The 21975-nt window shown below is 74.2% G+C and carries 4 protein-coding genes; 2 read left to right on the top strand and 2 right to left on the bottom strand.

Features of this window, described 5'->3' with window-relative positions; translation table 11 throughout:
- The first annotated feature begins 10 nt into the window (after window positions 1-10).
- On the top strand, window positions 11-1609 hold the full coding sequence (locus tag IE145_RS24410) for a succinic semialdehyde dehydrogenase (RefSeq protein ID WP_189527591.1): 1599 nt from the start codon (window positions 11-13) through the stop codon (window positions 1607-1609).
- Between the two features lie 188 nt (window positions 1610-1797).
- Entirely contained in the window at window positions 1798-2412 is a 615-nt protein-coding gene (locus IE145_RS24405) for a TetR/AcrR family transcriptional regulator (protein WP_189527590.1), read from the top strand.
- On the opposite strand, the gene IE145_RS24400 is transcribed toward IE145_RS24405, so the two are convergent.
- Window positions 2397-2810: an FKBP-type peptidyl-prolyl cis-trans isomerase gene (locus IE145_RS24400; RefSeq protein WP_189527589.1), complete on the bottom strand. Its 414-nt coding sequence runs from the start codon at window positions 2808-2810 to the stop codon at window positions 2397-2399. The two genes, IE145_RS24405 and IE145_RS24400, sit on opposite strands and share 16 nt — an antisense overlap.
- A 75-nt stretch (window positions 2811-2885) precedes the next feature.
- On the bottom strand, window positions 2886-21929 hold the full coding sequence (locus IE145_RS24395) for a hypothetical protein (protein WP_373296633.1): 19044 nt from the start codon (window positions 21927-21929) through the stop codon (window positions 2886-2888).
- Between the last annotated feature and the right edge of the window lie 46 nt (window positions 21930-21975).

The following is a 21975-nucleotide window of genomic DNA, read 5'->3' as shown; positions in this document are numbered from 1 at the left end:
GAGCCCCGCCATGGCCACCGAACACGCCACCCGCCCCACCGCCAACCACGGCCCGGCCCTGCCGGCGTCCATCACCCCGGCGCTGCTCGGGCACCTGACCGCGCTCGTCTCCGCCGCGCCGGACGCCGCACGCGTCGCCACCACCGCCCCCTACACCGGCCTCCCCCTCGCCGACCTCCCCACCTCGACGCCCGAGGACGTCGAAGCCGCGTTCAGGCGGGCCCGCATCGCACAGAAGGCCTGGGCCGCCACCCCCTTGAGCGAGCGCAGGAAGATCCTGCTGCGCTACCACGACCTCGTCCTCAACCGCCGGGACGAAGCGCTCGACCTGATGCAGGCCGAGAACGGCAAGACCCGCCGCGACGCCCACCTCGAAGTCGTGGACATCGGCATCGTCTCGCGCTACTACGCCCGCAACGCGGCCAAGTACCTCTCCCCCAAGCGCCGCCACGGTGCGATCCCCCTGCTCACCCACACCACCGAGCTGCGTCACCCCAAGGGCGTCGTCACCGTCATCTCCCCCTGGAACTACCCCCTCAGCATGGCCGCCAGCGACACCATCGCCGCCCTCATGGCCGGGAACGCCGTCGTCCAGAAGCCCGACACCCAGACCGCGCTGACCGCCCTGTGGTCCATGGACCTCATGCACGAGGCCGGACTCCCCCGCGACGTATGGCAGATGGTCATCGGCCGCGGCAGCTCCATCGGCACCCCCCTGATGGACAACGCCGACTACATGATGTTCACCGGCTCCACCGCCACCGGCCGCCGGATCGCCGCCGACGCCGGCAGGCGCCTCATCGGCGCCTCCCTCGAACTCGGCGGCAAGAACCCGATGATCGTCCTCGACGACGCCGACATCGAGAAGGCCGCCGAAGGCGCCGTCAACGCCTGCTTCCCCTCCGCCGGACAGCTCTGCGTCTCCGTCGAGCGCCTGTACGTCGCCGAATCCATCCGCGACGAGTTCATCGCCGCGTTCACCGCCCGCACGAAGAAGCTCACCATCGGCGCGGCCTACGACTACGGCATGGACGTCGGCAGCCTCACCACCCCCGCCCAGCTGAAGACCGTCACCGAGCACGTCGGCGACGCCGTCGCCAAGGGAGCCACCGTCCTCGCCGGCGGCAACGCGCGGCCCGACCTCGGCCCCCTCTTCCACGAACCGACCGTCCTCACCGACGTCACCCCCGACATGGCCCTGTACGACCACGAGACCTTCGGCCCGGTCGTCTCCATCTACACCTACCGGGATGCCGACGAGGCCGTCGCCCTCGCCAACGCCACCTCCTACGGCCTCAACGCCAGCGTCTGGTCCCGCAACGGAGCCCGCGGCCGCGCCGTCGCCGCCCGCGTCCACGCCGGAACCGTCAACGTCAACGAAGCCTTCGCCGCCGCCTGGGGGAGCATCGACGCGCCCATGGGCGGCATGGGCGACTCCGGCCTCGGCCGCCGCCACGGCGCCGACGGCATCCTCAAGTACACCGAACCCCAGACCATCGCCCACCAACGCCTCCAGGGGTTCTACCCCCCGGCCCGCATCTCCCCCGAAACCTGGGCCGACCTGCTGACCGGCGCGCTCAAGGTCATGAAGACCATCGGCATGCGCTGAGCAGCTAACGCCCCGGCCCGCCCCGGGGCAGCAGATCCCGTCGAGCGGCACCGGCGCCCCGGGAGGAACGGTGCCGGAACCGCTCACCGGCGGCCTCGGCTTCTTCTTCCATTCCGATCACCTAAGATGTATACATCGTTCACATCAGGGAGGAGATGTGGACATGGCAAACATAAGGAGCACGGCGCATGTCCCCGAGCAGCACGTACCACCACGGCGATCTGCGCGCCGCCTGCCTGCGTGCCGCGCGTGAACTCCTGGAGGAGGACGGCAGCGCCGGACTCTCGCTGCGCGCCGTCGCCCGGCGGGCCGGGGTCTCGGCGACGGCCCCCTACCGTCACTACGCCGACCGCGAGGCCCTGGTCTCCGCCGTGGCCGCCGAGGGGTACCGCGAGCTCGCCACCCACCTGGCGCAGGCCCACCCCGCGCCCTCGACCCCCGATGAACTCGCCGCGGTCGCCGTCGCGTACGTACAGTTCGCGCTGAAGCACCCGGCCCTGTTCCGGGCGATGTTCGCGGAGCCCTGCGACCCCACGAGCGAGGAGCGCGTCGCCGCGACCGCCGCCATCTCGGAGTACGTCCGCACCATCGTCGCCGCGACCTTCCCCGACGGGGACGCGGACGCCCTGTCGACCACGGTGTGGGCCCTCGTCCACGGCCTCGCGTTCCTGCACCTCGACGGCAAGCTCGACTCCTCCACCCCCGAGATCGTCGCCGCCCAGGTCACCTCCGCCGTCCATGCGCTGTTTCACGCCGCCGCGGCGGTGTCCGGCACGGTGGCGACCGCTCAGCCGGGGGTCTGAGCGCGGCCCCCGCCGCCGGGAGCCACCACCGTGAGCAGGTCCACGACGAAGATGAGGGTCGAGCCCGCCGGGATCAGCGCCGAGGGCGACTGCTTGCCGTAGCCGAGGCGCGGGGGGACGATGATCTCGCGCCGGCCGCCGGCCTTCATCCCCCTGACACCCCGGTCCCAGCCCTTGATGACCCGGCCGCCGCCCACGGCGAACTTGAACGGCCGGCCCTCCTCCCAGGAGGAGTCGAACTCCCGCCCGGACGCGAACGTCACCCCGACGTAGTGCACCCGGACGACCCGGCCCGGCAGCGCCTCAGGGCCGTCGCCGACCACGAGGTCCCGGATCGTCAGCTCGGTGGGCGGGTCCCCCTCCGGAACCTCGACCGCCGGCTTCGTCGGTTCGCTCATCACGGTCTCCTCGCTCGCCTCCGGAACCCGCGGGACGGGTCGACCGGACACATGGACCTCCCATGCGGCAGAAGATCACGTTACGTCGAGCAGGGCCCGGGCGTGCTCGTCGGGGAAGAGGCCGTCCCGGGCGACGCGCTCGCGCAGCTCCCGCTCGGTGAGCGGATGGATGTTCCAGTACCGGCCCCAGTTGTCCTGGTAATCCAGTGCCGGGTCGTGCCCGGGGAGGGAGTCCAGCGCCAACTGGGCGCCGCGCATGACCTCGTGGAACGAGTGGTGGCCCGCCGACAGCGACATCGCGATCATCCCGGCCCGGATCAGCCCGAGATCCAGGTCGATCCCCCACTGGTCCCGCATCCGGGCGGCGTGCACCAGGAAGCGGTAGGTCGATCCCGCGGTGCCGGTCAGGACCAGGCCCCCCGTGTCCTCGGACGCCCCCTGGAGGCCGGTGCTCATGGCCAGGTCGTAGACGGAGGACGCGGGCATCCAGGTGAGCCCGTGGTCGTTCACGGCGAAGGGGCGCTCCGCCCGGCTCAGTGGCGGGCGTACGTCGTCGGGGTCCGTCCCGACCGTGTGCCGACGGGTGGCACGGGCGAGCGCCGCCTGCTTCTCCGCCGCGGAGAGCGTGTCGTCCAGGTTCAACTGGGCTGCCAGCCGCTCCAGTTCGCTGCGTGCCTCCGCCTGGCGGCGGCCCGGCCGCTCCTGCTCGATCTCCGGGTTCGGGTCCTCCCTGCCGCCCAGCATCTCGGGCACCAGGTCGCTGGAGATGCCCTGGAACAAGAAAGTGGCCAGCTCCCTCAGATTGCCGGTCCGCAGCACCTGCTGGAGGGCGGGTCTGCTGGTTCCGACCGTGCCGGGCATGCTCGGGTTCTCACTGCCGAAGGTGGCGAGGGCGCGCGGATACTGCTGTCGCGCTCGGTCCCACGCGGCACGCGCCATCTTGCGGAACTCCTCCGTCACCGCCTCGTTCTCGGCGAGGTCCTCGGCCAGTCGCCGCTCGAAGGCGGCGGACTCCTCGGCGTACCGGATGCGGGCCTGAACCCAGGCAGGGACCGGTACGCCCCGGTCGGGGCCGGGCGTCGCGGACCGGCGGCCGGGGCGGGACGGGTCGCGGTGGGAGGGGGCGGCGGACGCGCGGGCGGCGGGCTCCGTGGTGCCGGGGCTCGTGCGCGGAGCTCCGGAGGCCGGTTCCGTGGCGGTGGGCCGTGACGTGCCGGAGGCTGCGGGACCGGCGGTCGGGCGGGGCAGCGCGGGCGGCCTGGTGCGGGACGGCTCTCCGGCGGGGGCGGGGCGGCCGGATGCAGAGCCGCCGGGGGCGGAGGGCGAGGTCTGCCGGTGGTCGTCGATGTCCACGGTGACCACCCGCCCCCGGTCCGGGTCGGTGGCGCGACGGACCCGCTGCGCCTCCAGGGCGAGCGTGAAGTCGGAGAGCCGGACGTGCGGACCGGGCTCCCCGTCCTGGAAGGTCCTCAGCAGCCGGCCCAGCCGGTCCCCCAGCGCCTTGCCGACCGCTTCGGCCCGCTTCTGGCCGCTGGCCCGGGAGCGGTTGCCGTGTCCGGTGACGGTGACCGTGGGCAGGGGCAGGCCGTTGGCGTGGTTCCACAGGCCGGTGCGGGCCAGGGACAGGGCCAGGGCGTCCAGGTTCTCGTCCGCGTCCGCCGACGGGGTGTGCTGCTGCTCGGCGAAGCGGACGGTACGCCGGTCGGGGCGGAGCGCGTGGCCGTGCAGGGCGACCGTGGTGAGCGGATTGGAGACGGCCGGTGACCGCTCCGACAGCAGCGCCGCGTTGACCGCGTGGGCGGACTCGCCGGGGCGCTTGCTGTAGGCCCGGAAGAACCACTGGTCCTGGTCGCCCAGGACCGGTGCCGCAGCTCGTACGGCGTCCCGGGCGCGGGTGCGGGCCAGCTCCACCTCCCGCTGGGCCAGGGCGTGTTCGGGCCGGTCCTCGGTGAAGTACCACCGCACGTGCTCGGCCTCGTGGACGGCGGCCAGGGCCCGGGCCGCACGGGCGAGGGCTTCCGAGCGGGCGATGTCCGCCGGGGCCGCCCCGTCGCGCCGGGCGGCGGCGGCGCGGTCTTCCGACTCCCGCGCCAGTGCCGTCAGCCGGTCCTCGTCGTAGCGGTCGAGGTTCTCGTCGACGACGGCGTCGAGCTGGTCCACCGGGATCGGTGTACGGGAGTGGGTCTCGTTCTCCAGGGTGATCTGGTGGCTGCCGTCCTCGCTGGCCAGCACCACCTGCGCGAAGTGGTACGGGGCGTGCGGGCCGACCGGGTCGCCGGGCTTGGCGTGGTTGTGGGTGAAAAGCTGGGCGCCGCTGTCGTTGGTCGTGCTGACCGACTGGATCAGATACCCCTCGCCGACCTCCGCCCAGGCGTACTCGTTGACCCCGGCCCTGGCGGCGGCCCGGTCCAGCGGCCCGCGCAGCGTGTTGTCCTGGGTGTGGCGGAGGGCGTGGCCGTACGCCTCGCCCGGGGTGGGCGCGCCCACCACTCCGCCGGTGAAGCGCGGGTCCCGGCCCGCCTGCCGGGCCGCCCAGTCCGGGGTGACGCCGGTGGCGGTACGAGTGCCGTCGGCGATCTCCGTCAGCGCCTGGGCCAGGTGGTGGGTGCCGGTGACCTCCCGGCCGTGCAGCCCGTTGACCGGGGCCGTGGCGACCGTGCCGTCGGGGGTGCGGAAGGCGAGGTGGGAGAGCGGCGCGGCATCCGTTCCGGCGACCATGCGGGCGAAGTCCCGGGTGAAGGCGTGCTCGGACGTTCCGGAGGCGGTGAGGAACCGGGGCTCCACCCGGACCAGCGGTTCGCCGGGCGTGCCGTCCTCCCGGGTGGGCACCACCCGCACCGCCGGATCGGCCACCAGCCGCACTCCGGCTCCGGCAGCGGCCAGGCGGGCCGAGGAGCGCTCGATCGCCGCCCGGGTGGCGTACAGCTGCCGGCCGCGTCCGGTGGTGTCGTCCCCGGCCGAGAGCAGTGCGACCGTCCGGTCCTCGGAGATGTGCAGGGGCGGCCGGTCGACGGCCCGGACGGTCCCCGGAGTCTGGTGGGGCAGGACGAGCGCGGGCCCTTCCGCCTCCTCCTCCGTACGGACTTCGCCGACCGTCCGGGGGCCGGGCTCGGTGAACAGCACCCCGGTGCCGCTCTCGTCGACGACCTCGTAGTCGCGGGTGACCAGGGGGCGGGTGCGCAGGGCGTCGGTACGGCGCTCCCACTGCATCCGGTCGGCGAGCCGGTCGAACTCCGCGTCGCCGTCGCTGGTGGAGCCGCTGTCGCTGTCGCTGTCACGGTCGTCATCGCTGTCGCTGTCGTCGCCGGCGTCGCGGGCGCCGGGCAGGCCGGGTTCCTGCGGCGGCGGGGGCGTGGTCCAGTCCGGCCCGGTCTCCCCGGCCCCGCGGCGCACCACGAGGTGGGCGGCCCCGGTGGTGGGGTGGGTGGCCACCCCGGCCGGCCCCAGCGGGTACCAGACCGGGCGGGCCGTCGTACCGGCGACCAGGTTGGCGACCCGCGCCGCGAACGCCGGGGGCAGGGCGAGGACGAGGTCCGCACCGCGCGGCCGACGCGAGTCGTACGAGATGATCCGGGCCATCTCCTCGGCCTCGCGGACCACGAAGGTACGCCACGGTGTGACGATCTCGACGCCGCCGCCGTCCGCCGCCCCGGCCACGAACAGGTACGGGTTCCGCCACGGCGCGCTCTGCCCGGCCACCCGGCCGGAACGCTCGGCGAGATAGGTGTCCGGAGCCGGCAGCCCCCGGTCCGCCCCGGTGAAGTCCCTTCCCGACCAGCCCCGTTCCGCCGTACCGAGGAGGGTCTCCTCGGCGAGGGCGTCCCGCCGGGTCTCGATCTGCCGGTCCACGAAGTACCCGGCGAGGTCGTCGGCGGTCCTCAGGTCGTCCGACGACGCCTCCAGCGCCAGCGCTCCCAGGTCCAGGACATCCTGGTTGGTCACCCGGGCCCGGTCGGGCAGGTGCAGGACGTGCCGGATGAGATCGGCCAGCCCGGCGCGGGTCGGACGGCCGCCCGCCGCCTCTTCGACGAGCGCGTGGAGGGCCTGGGACGTCTCCTGGAGCCGGGCGCGCGGGGCCCTGTTCCACTGCGGGCCGAACACCGCCGTCAGCCACTCGGGGTCGGCCCAGAGGGGGGTGTCCTCCTCGCCGTCGGAGTCGGAGTCGAAGTCGGAGCCGGAGCGACCGTCGCTGTCGGACGCGGTGTCGTCGCCGGAGGTGTCGTGGGGGTGCGGCTGGGGGGCCGCGCCGGACAGCGTGCTGAGTTCGTACGCCTCTTCCTCCCCCGGCAGCCCTGGGACGTCGCCGTCCGTGGCCGGCTTCGGTGCCGGGGCCGGGGCCGGGGCCGGTGCCGGAGCCGGAGCGGGGGCCGGGGCCGGAGCCGGAGTCCGGGCCGGCGTCCGGAGCAGCAGCGGTACGAAGTCCCCGCCCCGGCGGCGGAGTCGGAGGACCGGCGCGTCGGCGGAGGGGCCCGCGTAGGTGTGCGCGGTGCCGTTCTCCTCGATCAGGGTGACCGTGGCGGCGGTCGCCTTCGCAGCCCACTCGGCCACCGCGCGGTCGGCTTCCGGGCCCCATGGGGCGGTGGCCAGGTGGCGGCGCAGCCGGCCGTCTAGGACGTCCTGGCTCGGCGCGGGAGCGCCCTTCCGGTTCGCGGGCGGGGGCGAGAACAGCGCGTCGCGCTCCGCCCGTTCGCCGGGGAGCCCGTTCAGGCGCATCATCTGGAGGGGCGACGCCCCGGCGCGGGTCCGGAGCCGGGCCGCCGCCCCTGGATCGAGGCCGGGTTGCCCGGCGGCGTGGCGCAGGGCCGTCGAGAGCGCGGCGAAGAAGCCGTTGCCCCGGCCCGCGGGAGCGCCCTGGGCGTAGGTGGCGCCGTCGGGTGCGGTGAGGACGCCGTCGCGGTCCAGCCGGTAGCGCGGGCCCCCGGCGTCGGCGAGCGGCAGCCAGGGCGGGGTGGCGTGGCTGCGGTGGGCGGGCGGCTGGGGCGTCGTCTCCGTACGGCCCTCAGGTGTACGGGTGGTCGGCGGGGGCGGCAGCGCGGTGGTGACCGGCGGCGTCGCGCCGGGCGTCAGCGCGGCGGAGAAGAAGCCGTCGGCGGCGAAGAGGACCGGGCCCGAGGCCGCGTCGGCCGTCGCCGGGTCGGCGCCGTACGGCAGGAACGTCTGCTGCCGCCCCTCCCCCGTCACCACCGTCACCGGGGTGCCCAGGACCCGGGCCGCGAGGGCGGGCAGCACGTCGGCGCCGCCGTGGTCGCCCGCCCGGCGCTCGGGCGGGGCCGGTTCTCCGCTGCCCGGGTCCGCCCGCGTGGGCTCGGCCGTGAACGGGCGTGACAAGGCCGCCATGGCCAGCGCCACCCGCTGCTCCGGGCTCAGCCAGACGGTCTGCGGGAGCCGGCCGAACGCGTCGAACTCCGCCTGCTGGGGGCCGGTCAGGTCAATCTCCGCGTAGTCCAGTTCGGCCTGGGTGAAGGTGTCCCCCGCGTCCAGGGCCAGGCCGTCCAGCAGGTCCTCGTTGCTGTCGTCGCCCAGCGCCCACGCGAGCCGGTTCCGCGCGGCGTCGACGGCCTCGGCGGTGACCGCCGCATCACCGGGCGCCGCCGTGAAGCGGTCGGCGAGGCCGGTGCCCAGCAGGAGGGACAGCCTGCCCCGGTCCTGGGCCGTCGCGAGCAACGCGTGGAAGAACGAGGCTCCGTCGTGCGGCACTTCGTGCACCTGGTGGACCGTGCGCCCATCGGGCGAGGTGAGGGTACGCGGCGTGGAGTCGGTGGCGTCGGTGACCGCGTACGGCTCCGGCGCCTCGGAGCGCCAGTCCGGCGCGGCGTACTCCTGCGGCGCGTCCTTCACCGGCACCGCGCCCGAACCCTGGTGGTGGGCGGTGAGGCGGGTGGCGGCGAGGTGGAGGCGGTGGTGGTCCTTCGCGGCGGCGTCCAGGCGCTGCTGCCGGCGGCGCACCTCGTCGCGGGCGGACTGCCAGGCGGTGACGGCCGGGGGCGGTGTCGTGGCCCCGGCGTCGTCACCGAGCGCGGCCCGCTCCTCGGGGCTCAGCCCGAGCCAGGTCTCCCGGGTCTTCGCGCGGGCGTCGTAGTAGTTCTTCTCGGCGGTGGCGAGGTCGGCCGCCGCCCTGGCCTGGTCGTCCCAGGCCGTGCGGGCCTCGTCGGGGAAGGTGGTGTCGTCCAGGAGGCCGTAGTCGCGGGCGATGTCCTCGCGGAGCCAGACCAGGGCGGTGGTCTCGGCCTCGACGGCACGGGGGCCGCGCTCGGGCTTGCCGAGGGCCTGCATCGGGCGGCTGTCGGTGACCCGGTGGTCCACCTCGGCCACGGCGAGCCAGCTGACGGGGACCGCGAAGAGCATGCTGCGGTCGGTGACGACCTTGACGTGGGTGCCGAGGGTGGTGTCGGTGGCGCCCCTGAGCGCGGTCGTGTCGTTGGCACCGCCGATGGGGACCGTGGCGCCGGGGTTGGTCACGCCCGCGTTGCTGGTGCCCGCCAGCGGCGACGTACTGACCGCGCCCTCGACGTTGTCGGTGATGCCCGCGTCCAGCGCATCGCCGGTCTTGCGCCGCTGCATGGCCTCCATGCGCGGCTTGTTCTCCACGGCAAGCAGCCGGGCGCCGCCGCGGTGCATCTTGGCGTAGAGGCGGGAGTCGGCGGTGTGGGACTGGCCGAGGAGGCGGGCGGAGGACTGGGTGGGCAGCGGGGAGCCGTCGGCCCCGAGCGCCTCACGGAACCCGGCGGTCAGACCGACCTGGGAGGTGGCCTCCTGCTGGGCCTGGGCCGGGGCCGTGCCGAGGCCGGTGAGCGGGGTGTGGCGGGCCATCCGTACGCGTTCGGCGAGTGTGGCGCCCGTGTGCCGCCTTCCGAGGTCGGCGTCTGAGGGGAAGCCGTCGGCGCGGGCGGTGGCGAGGGTCAGGGCGTCCTGCACATGGGACGAGCCGAGGACGTCCACGGCGAGGATGCCGGAGCCGATCGCATCGTCGAAGGGCAGGATGTCCGGGTCGCTCCCATCGGCCCGGCCGTCCCCGGTCCGCCACCGGGCGATGGACTCCGGCCGTGCCTGATCAGCGGTCAGCATGCGTACCGCATGCGGAGGTTCGGGCACGTCCTGCTCGGTGAGCGCTCCGTCCGCGCCGTCGCCGGCCGGGGTGAGCAGACTCGCCGGGAGGATCTCGTTGAGGCTGCCGACGGGGGCGGTGGCGGTGGGGCCCAGCGGCTTCCCGGACACGTCGACCAGGGTGGCGGTCAAGGTGTACGTGGTCACGATCTCGGCGTGCGCCTGGGTGGTGGCGATGTTGGGCATCGCGGTACTGCCGACCGCCTCGGTCACGTTGCTCGACCGCTGCTTGGCCGCCGTGCCCTGGAGCGCCGGGTTGGCGACCAGCACCCCGCTGCCCGCCGCGCGTTCGCTCGCACTGAGCGTCACGTCGGCTCCCCGGTCCTGGGAGCGGCCGCCGACGTCGTCGCGGGCGGTGGTGCGGTAGTCCTCCAACTCGTAACCCGTGCGCAGCCGTTCCACGGTGGTGGTGACCGGCGTCAGGGTCAGTCTCAGCTGCCCGGGGCTGCCGCCGACCGGCAGGTGGTGCGGGCTGGACCAGGTGCGGTAGCGGACCGGCAGTGCCATCCCGTCGGCGGTCAGCTCGTGCACATGGGAGCGGAGGAAGTCCGGCGAGAGGCGCTGGAGCGCCTGCTCCCGGTCGTGCGAGGGCACGCCCATCCGCTCCAGCTGTTCCATCAACTGCTGCGCGACACCGCTCGCGTCGAGCCGGCCGCTGGGGTGGGAGGCGAAGTGGCGGCGCAGGAACGGGGGGAGCCGGTAGCCGCCGCCGAGGTTGTCCGGTGTGGTGGTCCCGAGGCCGTCCGGGGCGAGCCCGGCCTCGATCGCGTCCTGCATCGGCAGGTGGAACATCACGGCGTCGCGGACGCGTTGGAGTGCGGCGGCGGCGCGGCGCGGGTCGAGACCGCGCCCGAGCCGCTCGGAGATCCGGCCGGCGGCGGAGCTGATCCGGCCCCCGGCACGGGTGCCGACCGCTCCCGCCGCGGCCGTCCAGCGGTCGCGTACGGCCACGGTCTCGGTGGCGTCGGCGACCACCAGATACATCCGGCCTGCGTAGCTGAGGGTGGTGTTGCGGCCCCGGGTGAGGGTTCGGGAGACGCTGCGGCCCTTGCCCCAGGCGTACTGGAGCGCGGACGAGTACGCCCCCACCAGGGCCCGTTGGCCGGGGGCCCGCTGCACCGGCATCACCGCGCCCTGGATGCCCAGGGTGGTCCTGGAGCCCGTGCCGGAGGTACCGGCGACGCGGTGCTCGTTGCCCATCGTGGCTTCCAGGCTGCCGGGCTTCGGGGCGCTCTTGACGCGTACGTTCTCCAGCTCGCCCCGCACCGCCGCCTTGAGGTAGTGCGTCGAGAAGGGGCCCGCCCCGGTGAGCCCGGTGACACGGGTGCCGAACGGGCCCAGGTACTGCCCGAGTTGTCCGGCGACGCCGAGGTTGGCCACGGCCCGGCGCAGGGCGGTGCGGATCGGGGTGCCGGGGGCGCTGACGTGCCAGGAGGTGCCGGTGGCCCGGTCTGCGGTGTCCTGGACGAGCCGCTGGCGCTGCTCGCCGCCTGCCGTGCTGAGGACCACGTGCGGGGCGCTGAGCAGCTTGTCGACGAGCCGCCGGTCGGACGCGGACGTACGCGGCAGGGGCCGTGCGCCGTCGAGGAGTTGGTCCGCCTCGGTGGAGGAGAGAGGACGCGGTGCGGGGGCGGCCGCGGGCGCCGGGGCGGGGCCGGTCGCGGGAGGGTCGGCGGGGGCGTGGTGGTCGGAGCCGTGGGCGGCGGGGACGGCCAGCTCCACCCGGCCCACCGTCTCGGTCCCCCGGGCGAACAGCGGGCGCTCCCCGACCTTGCTGACGAAGAGGCCCGCGCCCAGCAGCCCCACCGAGACGAGGCGGGTCCAGCCGCGCGGGCGGCGGTGGCCCTCGAAAGTGGCGCTCAACTCCACCTGGTAGCTGTAGAGATCGGCGCCGTCCTGGAAGGCCAGCTGGTCGTGGACGGCCGCGACCGTGTTCCTGGTGGCGCGGGCGCGCGTCTGCGCGTAGCGGGCGCCGAGGGAGATGTTGCCCGCCCGGCGGGGCAGCCCGGTACCGGGATCCTTGTCGTGGTCGCGGGGCGAGATGCCCAGCTCGACCCCGGCGGAGAGGGTGGTGGACTCCTGCTGCCCCTGCCCGGAGATCTCGGTGCCGATGACGGCGTTGCGCAGCGAGCGTTCGCTCAGGGTGGTCTCGAACCGCCGGTCGGTGAGGCGGGCGCGCAGGATGAGCGTGTGATGGCCCCGGCGCACCTTGCCGTCCTCGGTGAGGGTGACCGGCACCCCGGTGGTCGTGAGGTCGTCGAGGCTCTGCGCGAGGCTCGGCCGGTTCAGCGCCTCGCGCACCTGGCGCTCGTTGTGCAGCGCGGTCCGCATGCGCCCGTCCCCGTACCAGAGCTTCGCCAGGTGGCGGTGGCGCAGCATCAGCGGCGGGACGAAGAGCGAGGGGTACGCGCGGTGGAGCGTGTCCAGGACCGAGTCGCCGAAGGCCTTCAAGGGGTCGGGAGCGGCGGGGGCGGGGGTCGTCGTGGCCGGGGCCGTCGTGGTGGTCGTGGCCGGGGCGGAGGTGGTCACCACCGGGGCGGGAGCCGTCGCCGGGGCGGGGGTCGTCGTCGCGGCCGGGGTCGCCGGGGCCGGGGGGCGCCGGTCCGGCACGAAGCCCTCGGCGCGGACCTGGCCGCCCAGGTGCACCGGGTCCTGGCGGGTGAGGTACCACGGCACCGGCGGCTCGGCGTCCGGGTTCGGCCCGGTGGCTCCGGGCGTACGGCTGTCCCAGCCCGCGAGGCGGCGCGCGTCCTGGGTGGAGTACCAGTCGAGGCTGACCACCCGGACCGGCCGGGCGGCGGAGGCAGGCTGTCCGGCCTTGCGCACCATCAGGGTGCGCTCCACCCGGTACAGCGCCATGGGGTGGTTGCGGACGCGGCCGGTCACCTTGCGGGCGGCGTCGGCGCCGAGGTAGTGGCCCCGGCCCGCGCTCAGATCCGTGCGGACGAGCGGGCCGCCCTGGAGGCGTACATCGGTCTCCGGTCCGATCAGGGCGTGGTGCGGCCCGGCGGTGACCTGGACGCCGAAGCGGGTGTCGCGGACGTGGGCGCGCTGGTTCTGGTACGTGGTCTGGGTGAGGTCGCGGACCTCCGCCTTGACCGACTCCGTGACCAGGGTGGCCCGGTGCGGGATCGACCGCTCGACGATCAGATGGCCCAGCGGGTGCTGTCCGCCGCCCCGGGTCAGTTCGGGCCCGCTGACGGTTCCGGAGAGCCTCCCGAAGAGGCCGAGCAGCCGTCCGGGCCGTACGTACGAGATCAGCGTGCGGTGGGCCGAACTGCCGGGGCGTGCGCCGGAGATGGAGAGCGCGAGGTCCTCCGGCGGGTCCGTGAGGTGGAGGGCGGTCGTGTCGGTGATCCGCGGTTCGGCTCCGTCCGGGAACGTGAGCGTCTCCGGGGCGCGCCTCGGCCCCTTGAAGGGCACGGTGAGGTCGTCGGGCAGCCGCCAGCTCAGCCCGTCCCGCATGGCGAAGGAGGCCGAGTGCACCTGGCTGCGCTGCCAACGGGGCGCGGCGGCAGGCGCGGTGCCGGGCCCGGGGGTCGTCGGCGCCGGGGTCTTCGGGGCTTCGGTGACCCGCTCGACGCGCACCCGGTAGTGGACGTCGTCCAGATGCAGGTGGGACCCCTCCACGGCCCGGTACTCACTCTGGTGGTATGCCTGGGTCCCCTGCGTGTAGTCGGTCCTACGGGTCCAGCCCAGCGAGACGCCGATCTTCACCATCCAGTTGAGGGGCGGGCCCATGCCCAGCGCGGCGGCGCCCCGGCGGCCGACGCCGACGCTGCGCCCGCCGCCCGTACCCGCCTGGCCGCGCCGCATGGTGTCCAGCCGTACGGTCGCGCCGCCGACCTCGCCGAAACGCTCCCAGCGGTGGTACGGGACGGCCTCGACGATCATCTCGTGGCCGACCCCCGACTTCTCCCGGCCCACGAAGCGGGCGCCGCGCGGGGCGGTGAACGCGCCGGGCTGGTCCTTCAGCAGGCGCAGCAGCTCCGCCTCGTCGAACTGGGCGCGGAGCTTCTCGGGCAGCTGGTCGAAGACCTCCTTCGCGACCTGCTCGGGCGAGCGGAGGGTGAGGACGCCCGGTCCGTTGAGGAGCCCCGTCCTCGGCGGCCCGGCGGCGGTCCCCGTGCCGGGGCCGGTGGAGCCGTCGGCCGGATCGGCGTCCGGGCTGATCAGGACGGCGGGCAGACGGCTGCCGTCGTCGAAGGTGACCGTGCGCGGGGCCGGTCCCGGCGGCCGGGCGTCCTCGCCGGTCAGCAGCCGGGCCGGGCGGTGCCGCTCCAGTTGGGTCTCCAGCGGTACGGGATCGCCCCGGTCCGGGCTCTCCCCGGCGGGGGCGTCCAGGTCCGTGACGCCGCCCATGCTCCGCAGCCACTCGCCGAAGACGTCGGTGCCGGCCGGGCTCCCAGTGGCCGGGGAGAGGGCAGGAGCGGGAGCCGGGGTGGGAGCGGGGGCGGGCAGGGCGGTGGCCGGGACCAGGGCGTCGTAGTGGTCGGCGCCGTTGTAGGCCACATGCAGGGTGCCGCCACGGCCGCCCGGGTGGAGCGGGGTGACGGAGGTGCCCGTCGGTGCCGACGCGTCGGGACGGACGAGCCGCAGCTCGATGTCGAGGGTGTGCGCCAGCGCGAGCGGGAGCGCGTCGGCGAAGGGCGAGGACCACAGCGCCGGTAGCTCGGCCGCCGCGAGGATCAGCCCGTCGGTGCCGAGCCGCCGTGCGTCGGCGGGGGTGGGTGCCACGTCGGCGAGGTGGGGGTAGCCACTGTTCTTCAGGATCTGCCGCCACCGGCGTCCGTCGCCGTTCTTGACGACCGCCTGCTCGACCCGGTCCCAGCGCTGCCCGATCCGCTCCCGCGCCTCCGGGTCCCGTACTCCCGCCAGAGCGGTCGTCCGGAGGTCGTCGACGACGGCGAGCACCGGGTCGGGGGCGGCCTCGACGTCCGGGGCGAGGAGTTCGGAACCGGTGAGCCGGTCGCGGAGCAGGCTGCGGAGTCCGGCGACGTTCAAGGCGGCCCACGGGGGCGGGACCGCGCGGCTGCGCGCGGTGTCGAGGAGCGAGCGGAAGAGGCAGTCCCCGTCGCCCCGGGCGGGCATTCTGCGGAACGTCCGGCCGTCCGCGTGGACGGTCTCCGCGAGGCCGGGCGTCCCGGTGTCCTTGCCGGACAGCTGGATGTCCTCGGCGATGCTCTCCGGCCGTGCGGGCGGCGGCGAGGCCGGGCGGGGCTCGGGGTGGACGAGGACCGCGTGGTCGTTGCCGGGGCTGAAGCGGAGCAGCGGCTCGCCGGAGGGGCCCTGATGAGAGCCGACGATCTTGTCGAAGACCGACTTGTCGAAGGCCGTCGGCGGATTCCAGAACATGTGCGCGCCGTGCACGACAGCCATGTCCTTGGCCCGCATCTCCTCGATCAGCGCGTCATGGTCCACGGGCGGGATCCGGGAGCCGTCCGGCGATGAGACGTCGAACAGGTCGTGGTCGCCGGTGATCGGACGGCGGCCGCCCGCGTCGTCGAGACCGAACACGATTCCCTGGTGCACGGTGAACCTGCCGTCGGCCTCGTACTGGGCCATCTTCCCGGCCAGTTCGTGGAATTCCGTGGAGCGTTGGTTGAACCGTGAGACCACTCGGTCCCGGGCACCGTGCGGAACAGAGCCCTCGGCAGGCAGCACCGGCCGGAAGTAGCCGACCAGACCGATCGTCCCGGCGTCGGCGCCGAGGAACACGTCGATCTCGTTGACCGTCTTCGCCTTGATGTCCTGCGGCTTCGGCATCGCCCCCGCGTCCAGCCACTTCGGCGCCGACGGATTCGTCGGCCGCACGTCCACGACCATGTTCCGGTCCCGCGCCACATCACGGAACTTGGTGAAGTTCTTCTCCGGAATGCCGTACGTGTGCCGGGCCGTGTAGGAGTCGACCTGTCCGGGCTTGAGCTTCTGCGTCCAGGTGAGGACGGCGTGGTCGCTGTTGGGGGTGAAGCGGAGCAGCGGCTCGCCGGAGGGGCCCTGATGAGAGCCGACGATCTTGTCGAAGACCGACTTGTCGAAGGCCGTCGGCGGATTCCAGAACATGTGCGCGCCGTGCACGACGGCCATGTCCTTGGCCCGCATCTCGTCGATCAGCGCATCGTGGTCGGGATGCGAGAGCCGCGAGCCGTCCGGCGACGACACGTCGAACACATCGTGGTCACCCGTGACCGGACGCCGGTCGCCGGCTTCGTCGACGCCGTAGACGACTCCGTCCTGGACGACGAAGCGGCCTTCGGCCTCGTACTGGGCCATCTTCCCGGCCAGTTCGCGAAATTCGGTGGAGCGTTGGTTGAACCGTGAGACCACCCGGTCCCGGGCACCGTGCGGAACAGAGCCCTCGGCAGGCAGCACCGGCCGGAAGTAACCGACCAGACCGATCGTCCCGGCGTCGGCGCCGAGGAACACGTCGATCTCGTTGACCGTCTTCGCCTTGATGTCCTGCGGCTTCGGCATCGCCCCCGCGTCCAGCCACTTCGGCGCTGACGGATTCGTCGGCCGCACGTCCACGACCACGTTCCGGTCCCGCGCCAGGTCACGGAACTTGTCGAAGTTCTTCTCCGGAATGCCGTACGTGTGCCGGGCGGTGTAGGCGTTGACCGTGAGGGAGTTCACCGGGGGCACCGGCCGGGGCGTGCTTCCTTCGGGCCCCGGCGTGTCCCGCGGGTCGGCCGGGGCGGGCGAGGCCGTGAGCTCCGGGTGGTACAGGCGGCGGGCCAGCTCGGCGGTGTCGGCGGGGCCGAGGCCCAGTTCGGACAGCGGCAGCGGGGCGTTCGACAGGGACCAGGTGATCTGCGCGGAGCGTGCGTAGGAGAGGCCGAGCACGTCCGGCTGCGAGACCAGGGTGTCCGGGGGCAGTTGGGGCGGCGGGGGTGGCAGCAGGGTGTCGAGCGTGGTCTCGGGGGTCGCCCCGGCCCGCAGCCCGGCCGCGGCTTCCAGGAACGCGGTGTACTGCTCCGGGGTGGGGCCGGTCGCCGGGTCGACGGGGGTGCCGTTGGTGGCGGTGTGCCAGTCGGTGACCATCCGGTCGAGCAGGTCCGGGGTCATCCGCCCGTCGCCGTAGCGGGCCGCGGTACCCGGGTCACGCCAGCGCAGGCCGTCCACGTAGGCGAGGCCCGCCAGCAGCTCCCGCTTGCCGGGCTGTTGTTCGGCGTCCGGGCCGAGGACTTCGCGCAGGGTGCGGATCTGCTGGAGGGTACGGGCGCGGGCGAAGGGGTCGGCGGGGCCGGGGCCCGCGTGCAGTCCGGCGTCGCGCGCCAGGTCGTCCAGCGCGGTCCCGGTGGGCTCCGGGGTGAACAGCCGCCACCGGCCCGGCCCGTCGGGGCCTTCGCCGAGGACCGCGCGGACGTTGCCGTCCCGGTCCTTCGCGGTGCCCGCTTCGGTGGTCGGCGCGTACACCCGCCGCCCGGTCCGGTTGGCCGCGTGCTGGGCGACCGGCAGTCCCGCGATCTTCGGCTGCTGCCCGGTCCCGCAGGAGAACAGCACCAGCGGCCGGTCCTGATCCTCGTCCTGTGCCCAGTGCTTGAGGACCTCGCCGAGCTGTACGCCACTCACCTCGACGGTGGGGTACGCGGCGTTGTCCGTGCCGAGGGTGACGGTACGGGGCGTGCCGTGGCCGACGAAGTAGTCGGCGCCCCGCGCGGTGCCGGAGCCGGGGAGCGCGGACGGCGGGCCGGTGAAGACGGTCCGGGGCACGGGTGACGCCTCGGAAGTCCCGGACGGCGGGGGCTCGGCCGATGCGGTGCGCACCCCGCGGAAGCTGTCCTGGCCGAGGAGCGCCGCACGGCCCGCGCTCTGCCCGGTGCCGTCCTCGGCCGGGCTCTGCGAGATGGTCACCGTCCGCACGGCCACCCCGGGTTGCGGAGCGGTCGCCGTCTGCGGGACGAAGCGCCGGAGCTCGCCCAGCGGCACCGTCCTCCGGTCGAGCGTGGTGATCGAGGGCCCGGCCGCGGGGGGCGGCGGCGTGCCGCTGTCACCGTCCGAGCCGCTGCTCGTGGCGATGGGAGCGGCCGGGGCGTCCCCCGTGTCCCCGACGCCGTCCCCGCGCGACTCCAGGTTCACGTCGGCGGCGGTCCCGCCCAGCGGCGGGCGGGGCCTTCCGGTGTCCAGAGCGCCGTTGCGGACCAGCGAGTCGACCATCTGCGCCACGGAGCGGCCGCCCTGGAACAGGCTGTACATGTTGTCGGGCACCACGGGGCGCAGGCCCTGTTCCAGCAGGAGTTTCGGCAGCAGGATCTGCACGTTGGACCGGAGGTTGCCGTCCTGGAACGGGTGGACGACGTGCAGGGCCCGGATGGTCCGGACGATGGAGGCGAGTCTGGCCGCGTCGTCGGCGTCGGGGTCGGAGACCCGGGCGTAGTGCTGCTGGAACAGCGTGTCGACGAGACCGGGGGCCGCGTTCTTGCCGTAATTGGTCGCCAGCGACGGGTTGTTGTGCATGAACCGGGTCAGGATGGTGACCGGCCGGGGCTTGGGCAGGGGCGTCGACCAGTCGCGGCTGGTCGTGTCGTAGACCAGCAGCTGGTCGCCGACGCGCTCGTCGAAGATGTCGTCGGCGAGCGTCTCGCCCCGCAGCGGGAACTGCGTGGCGCCGCCGCCGGACCAGCCGATCGTCCGGCCGAGGTGGCCGGTGGCCAGCCCGTGCATGGTCCGGTACGAGGTCGAGTCCATCGGCGTGGCGACGGTACCGGGATCGCCGAGGAACCGCGTGTACGCGGACACCATGCCCTGCTGGAAGCCCGGTGAGCGGTCGTGGTCGTAGTAGGAGCCGGGGTCGTCCGGGAAGGCTTCGAGCGCGGCCTGGTGGTTCTTGGGATCGATGTAGAAGGTCCACCACCGGTCCTCGGGCAGGAAGTCCCGGAGCGTCTGCGGGGGTTGGCTCTGGGACGGGTCCGCGGGACGCACGGTGATCTGTGCGGACGGGGACGGCGCGGCCGAAGGCGCGGCGGTGGGATCGATGTCGCCTCGGCCCGACTCCAGGTGCAGGTCGGTGGCCGTCTCGGTCCAGGGCCGGGCATCGGCGGCGAGCTTGGAGGCGGTCGGTGTCCCGGTGGGGGTGGCGTCGGAGGGGGCCGCCGGGGAGGTCCCGCTGACGGTCGGCCTGATGTCCGGGGCGGCCTCGGGGGCGGTGTTGGCGAGCGAAGCCTTGACGTCGGGGCCGGGCGCGGAGCTGGTGGTGGTGATCACCGTCGGCTTGACGTCCGGGCCCGGCAGGCCGCCGGTGGCGGGAGTCGGTGCGCCCGAGACGGGCTTCACGGAGGACGGGTCGGTGGCGTGCTGCTCGGACTCGGTGCGGGGAGGCACGGCAGCGGTGTCGGTGCGGGTATCGGCGCCTGCCGGACCGGACTCGGTGCGGGGAGGCACAGCAGCGGTGTCGGCCCCGGTATCGGAGTCCGCCGGACCGGACTCGGTGGCGGTGGACGTCTCCGGCGTCTCCCGTGTCGGCGTCTCCTGCGCCTGCTCGCTCGGGGAGCCCTCGGCCGTCGTGCCGGTGTCGTCGGAGGGGCCTCCTTGCGCGGGGGCCCGCGGCGGTGAGGCCGTCGACGCGGAGGCCGGGTTGGCCGACGCGGCGGGCGGGGCGGTCGAGCCGATGGACGGAACGGTCGAGCCGGCGGCCGGAACCGTCGAGCCGGCGGCCGGAACCGTCGAGCCGGCGGCCGGAACCGTCGAATCGGTGGCCGGAACCGTCGAGCCAACGGCCGGGACCGCCGAATCGGTGGCCGGAACCGTCGAGCCAACGGCCGGGACCGCCGAATCGGTGGCCGGAACCGTCGAGCCAACGGCCGGGACCGCCGAGCCGGCGGCCGGAACCGTCGAATCGGCGGGCGGTGGAGCGGCCGTCGTGACGGGCGGCACGCCCAGGGCGTCGGCGAGCGGCAGCAGCACGTTCGCGCCCGGGAACGCCGTGTTCGGGCCGCTGTCGGGCGTTCCCACGAACTCGGGTCCGGTGAGGGGACGGGCCTCCACCGGCGCGCCGGGGCCCTCCCGGGTCAGCTCGACCGCCTCGCGCGCCGGCTGCCCCGTCGCGTCGGATCCGGTCGGCGGACCGAGCACGACGGCCCGGTCCACGCCTGCGCGGTCCAGCAGCTCGGACGCCTCCGGCGATGCGGCGAGCGGCGGCGGGCCCTCGTTGACGACGACGGTCAGCGGAGGCGCGCCGGTGCCGAGGCCGGGCGACCCCACCGGGCGCTCCGCCTCGCCGGGCCCACCGGTACCGGTGGCACCGGTCTCGGGCGAGCCTCCCCGGTTCCCGGCCCCCGGCCCCTCCCCCACGATCGGCGCGTTCACCGTCACCGGCGTACCGAGGCTCTCCAGGGCCCGGCGCACCCCGTCGGTGTCCACCTGGCCGGCCGGGCCGTTCCCGCCGGGCACCACCCGTACCTCGGGCGACTGCGACAGCCGCTCGTGCACCCCGTCGCGTACGCCGATCTCGGCGGGGCCCGGCGGCTGGGAACCCCGGAGGGCGGCGAGGTCCCGCAGCGCCTCCTCCCGGACCTCGGCGGGGCCCTGGTGGACCTGCTGCCACAGCGCGTTCTCGGCAGCCGTCACCGGCAGGGGGCCCGGCGTGTACGGCGGCGGGTCGGCCGGGACGTAGGGCGGCGGCGCGTCCTGCGACACGTACGGAGGCGGTGACTGGCCACCGGTGAAGTCACCCTCGCTCGTCGTCCGTTGAACGGCGGGCGGCGGCGAGGAGAGACCGGGTCCGGGGCCGTCGCCACCGGTGGTGTCCTTACGGGAGGGCCCCTCGGCGCGGTCGGAGCCGGCCGCCTCCGGGCCGTTGCCGCCGGGCCCGGTCGGTGGCGGCTGGTTGCGCAACTTGTCGATGGCGTGGCGCAGTTCGGCACCGCTGTTCAGGGCGGCGCCCACGAGCGAGGACTCGACCCGGCTGCTGATACCCGCGCCGAAGAAGGTGGTCCAGCTGGAGGACCAGTCGCCCTCGAACGCACCCTTGATCAGGATCTCTGCCACCACCTCGCCCGCCCCGGCGGCAATGAAGTCCGCCGTCCCCTTCAGGCCGTAGTGCGCGGCCAGCGCGCCCGGCCGGTCGAGGTTGAGGCGCAGGATCTGGCTGTTGCGCCACAGTTCGGGGTTGTTGCGGAAGGAGAACGGGCCGTCCCGGAAGGTGACGGGGACCGGGCCGGGCGTGGGGGTGGGGGTGGGGCCGTTGCCGTAAGGGTTCGGATCGGGCCGGTCCTTCGGAGGGTCGGGGAGTCCGGGGACCGGCCTGGGGGTGGGGGCCGGGCCGTTGTTCTTGATGTCGACGTTCGGTGTGTCCCGCCAGTTGGGGTTCTTGAAGTCGAGGTCAGGGCCTCCCTTGAGGAAGTTGCCGTCGAAGCTGCGGACGATGTCCTTGGCGAACTTCTCGAAGACGCTGGTGAAGAACCCCGCCGCCGCGCCGAACGCGGCGGCCTTGCCGATGTCGCTCCAGTCGATGGAGTCGGGGCGACGGCCGTCCGGGGCGAAGTTCATCATCGCGAGCCGGACCGCGAAGGTGGTGAACGCCTCGGCGAACGCCTCGGTCAGGGAAGGCGCCAGGTGCAGCCTCTGGAGGAGATGGCTGAGGGTGGTGAGGATGAAGAAGCGGCTGCGCAGCTTGGCCATCATGATCTGGCTGGCCGAGGCGCCCCCGGTGAAGAAGGACATCGCCAGGTAGATGGCGATCTCGATGAGCAGCCGGATGACCTCGGCGATGACCTGCCACTTGGACTCCATGATGTCCATGGAGGTCTTGCGGCGGCCCTCGGCGATCTTGTCGAGCTGCTCGGAGAATTCGCGCAGGTAGTTCTTGCCGCCGTCGTCGATGAGCATGCCCATCGCCTTGGCGTACGACGAGGCGAGGTCGTCCGGCATGGACGCGCCGATGTCATGGATCGACTTGTCGATCAGCGAGGACAGCCGGTCCAGTTTGCGTCCGAGGCCGGAGTAGGGCCGACGGCTCTCGAAGGCGAGGTCCTCGTCGGCGTCCATGAGCTTCTCCCCGGTGAGGATGAAGATCATGGCGTTGACCTCGGGCGATACCTGGATGCTCACCGACGGCCGCCCC

The organism is Streptomyces sindenensis, assembly GCF_014649035.1.
GTDB lineage: Bacteria > Actinomycetota > Actinomycetes > Streptomycetales > Streptomycetaceae > Streptomyces > Streptomyces sindenensis.
Note: the sequence above shows the minus strand (reverse complement) of the source record. Positions and strands in the feature narration are given on the sequence as shown.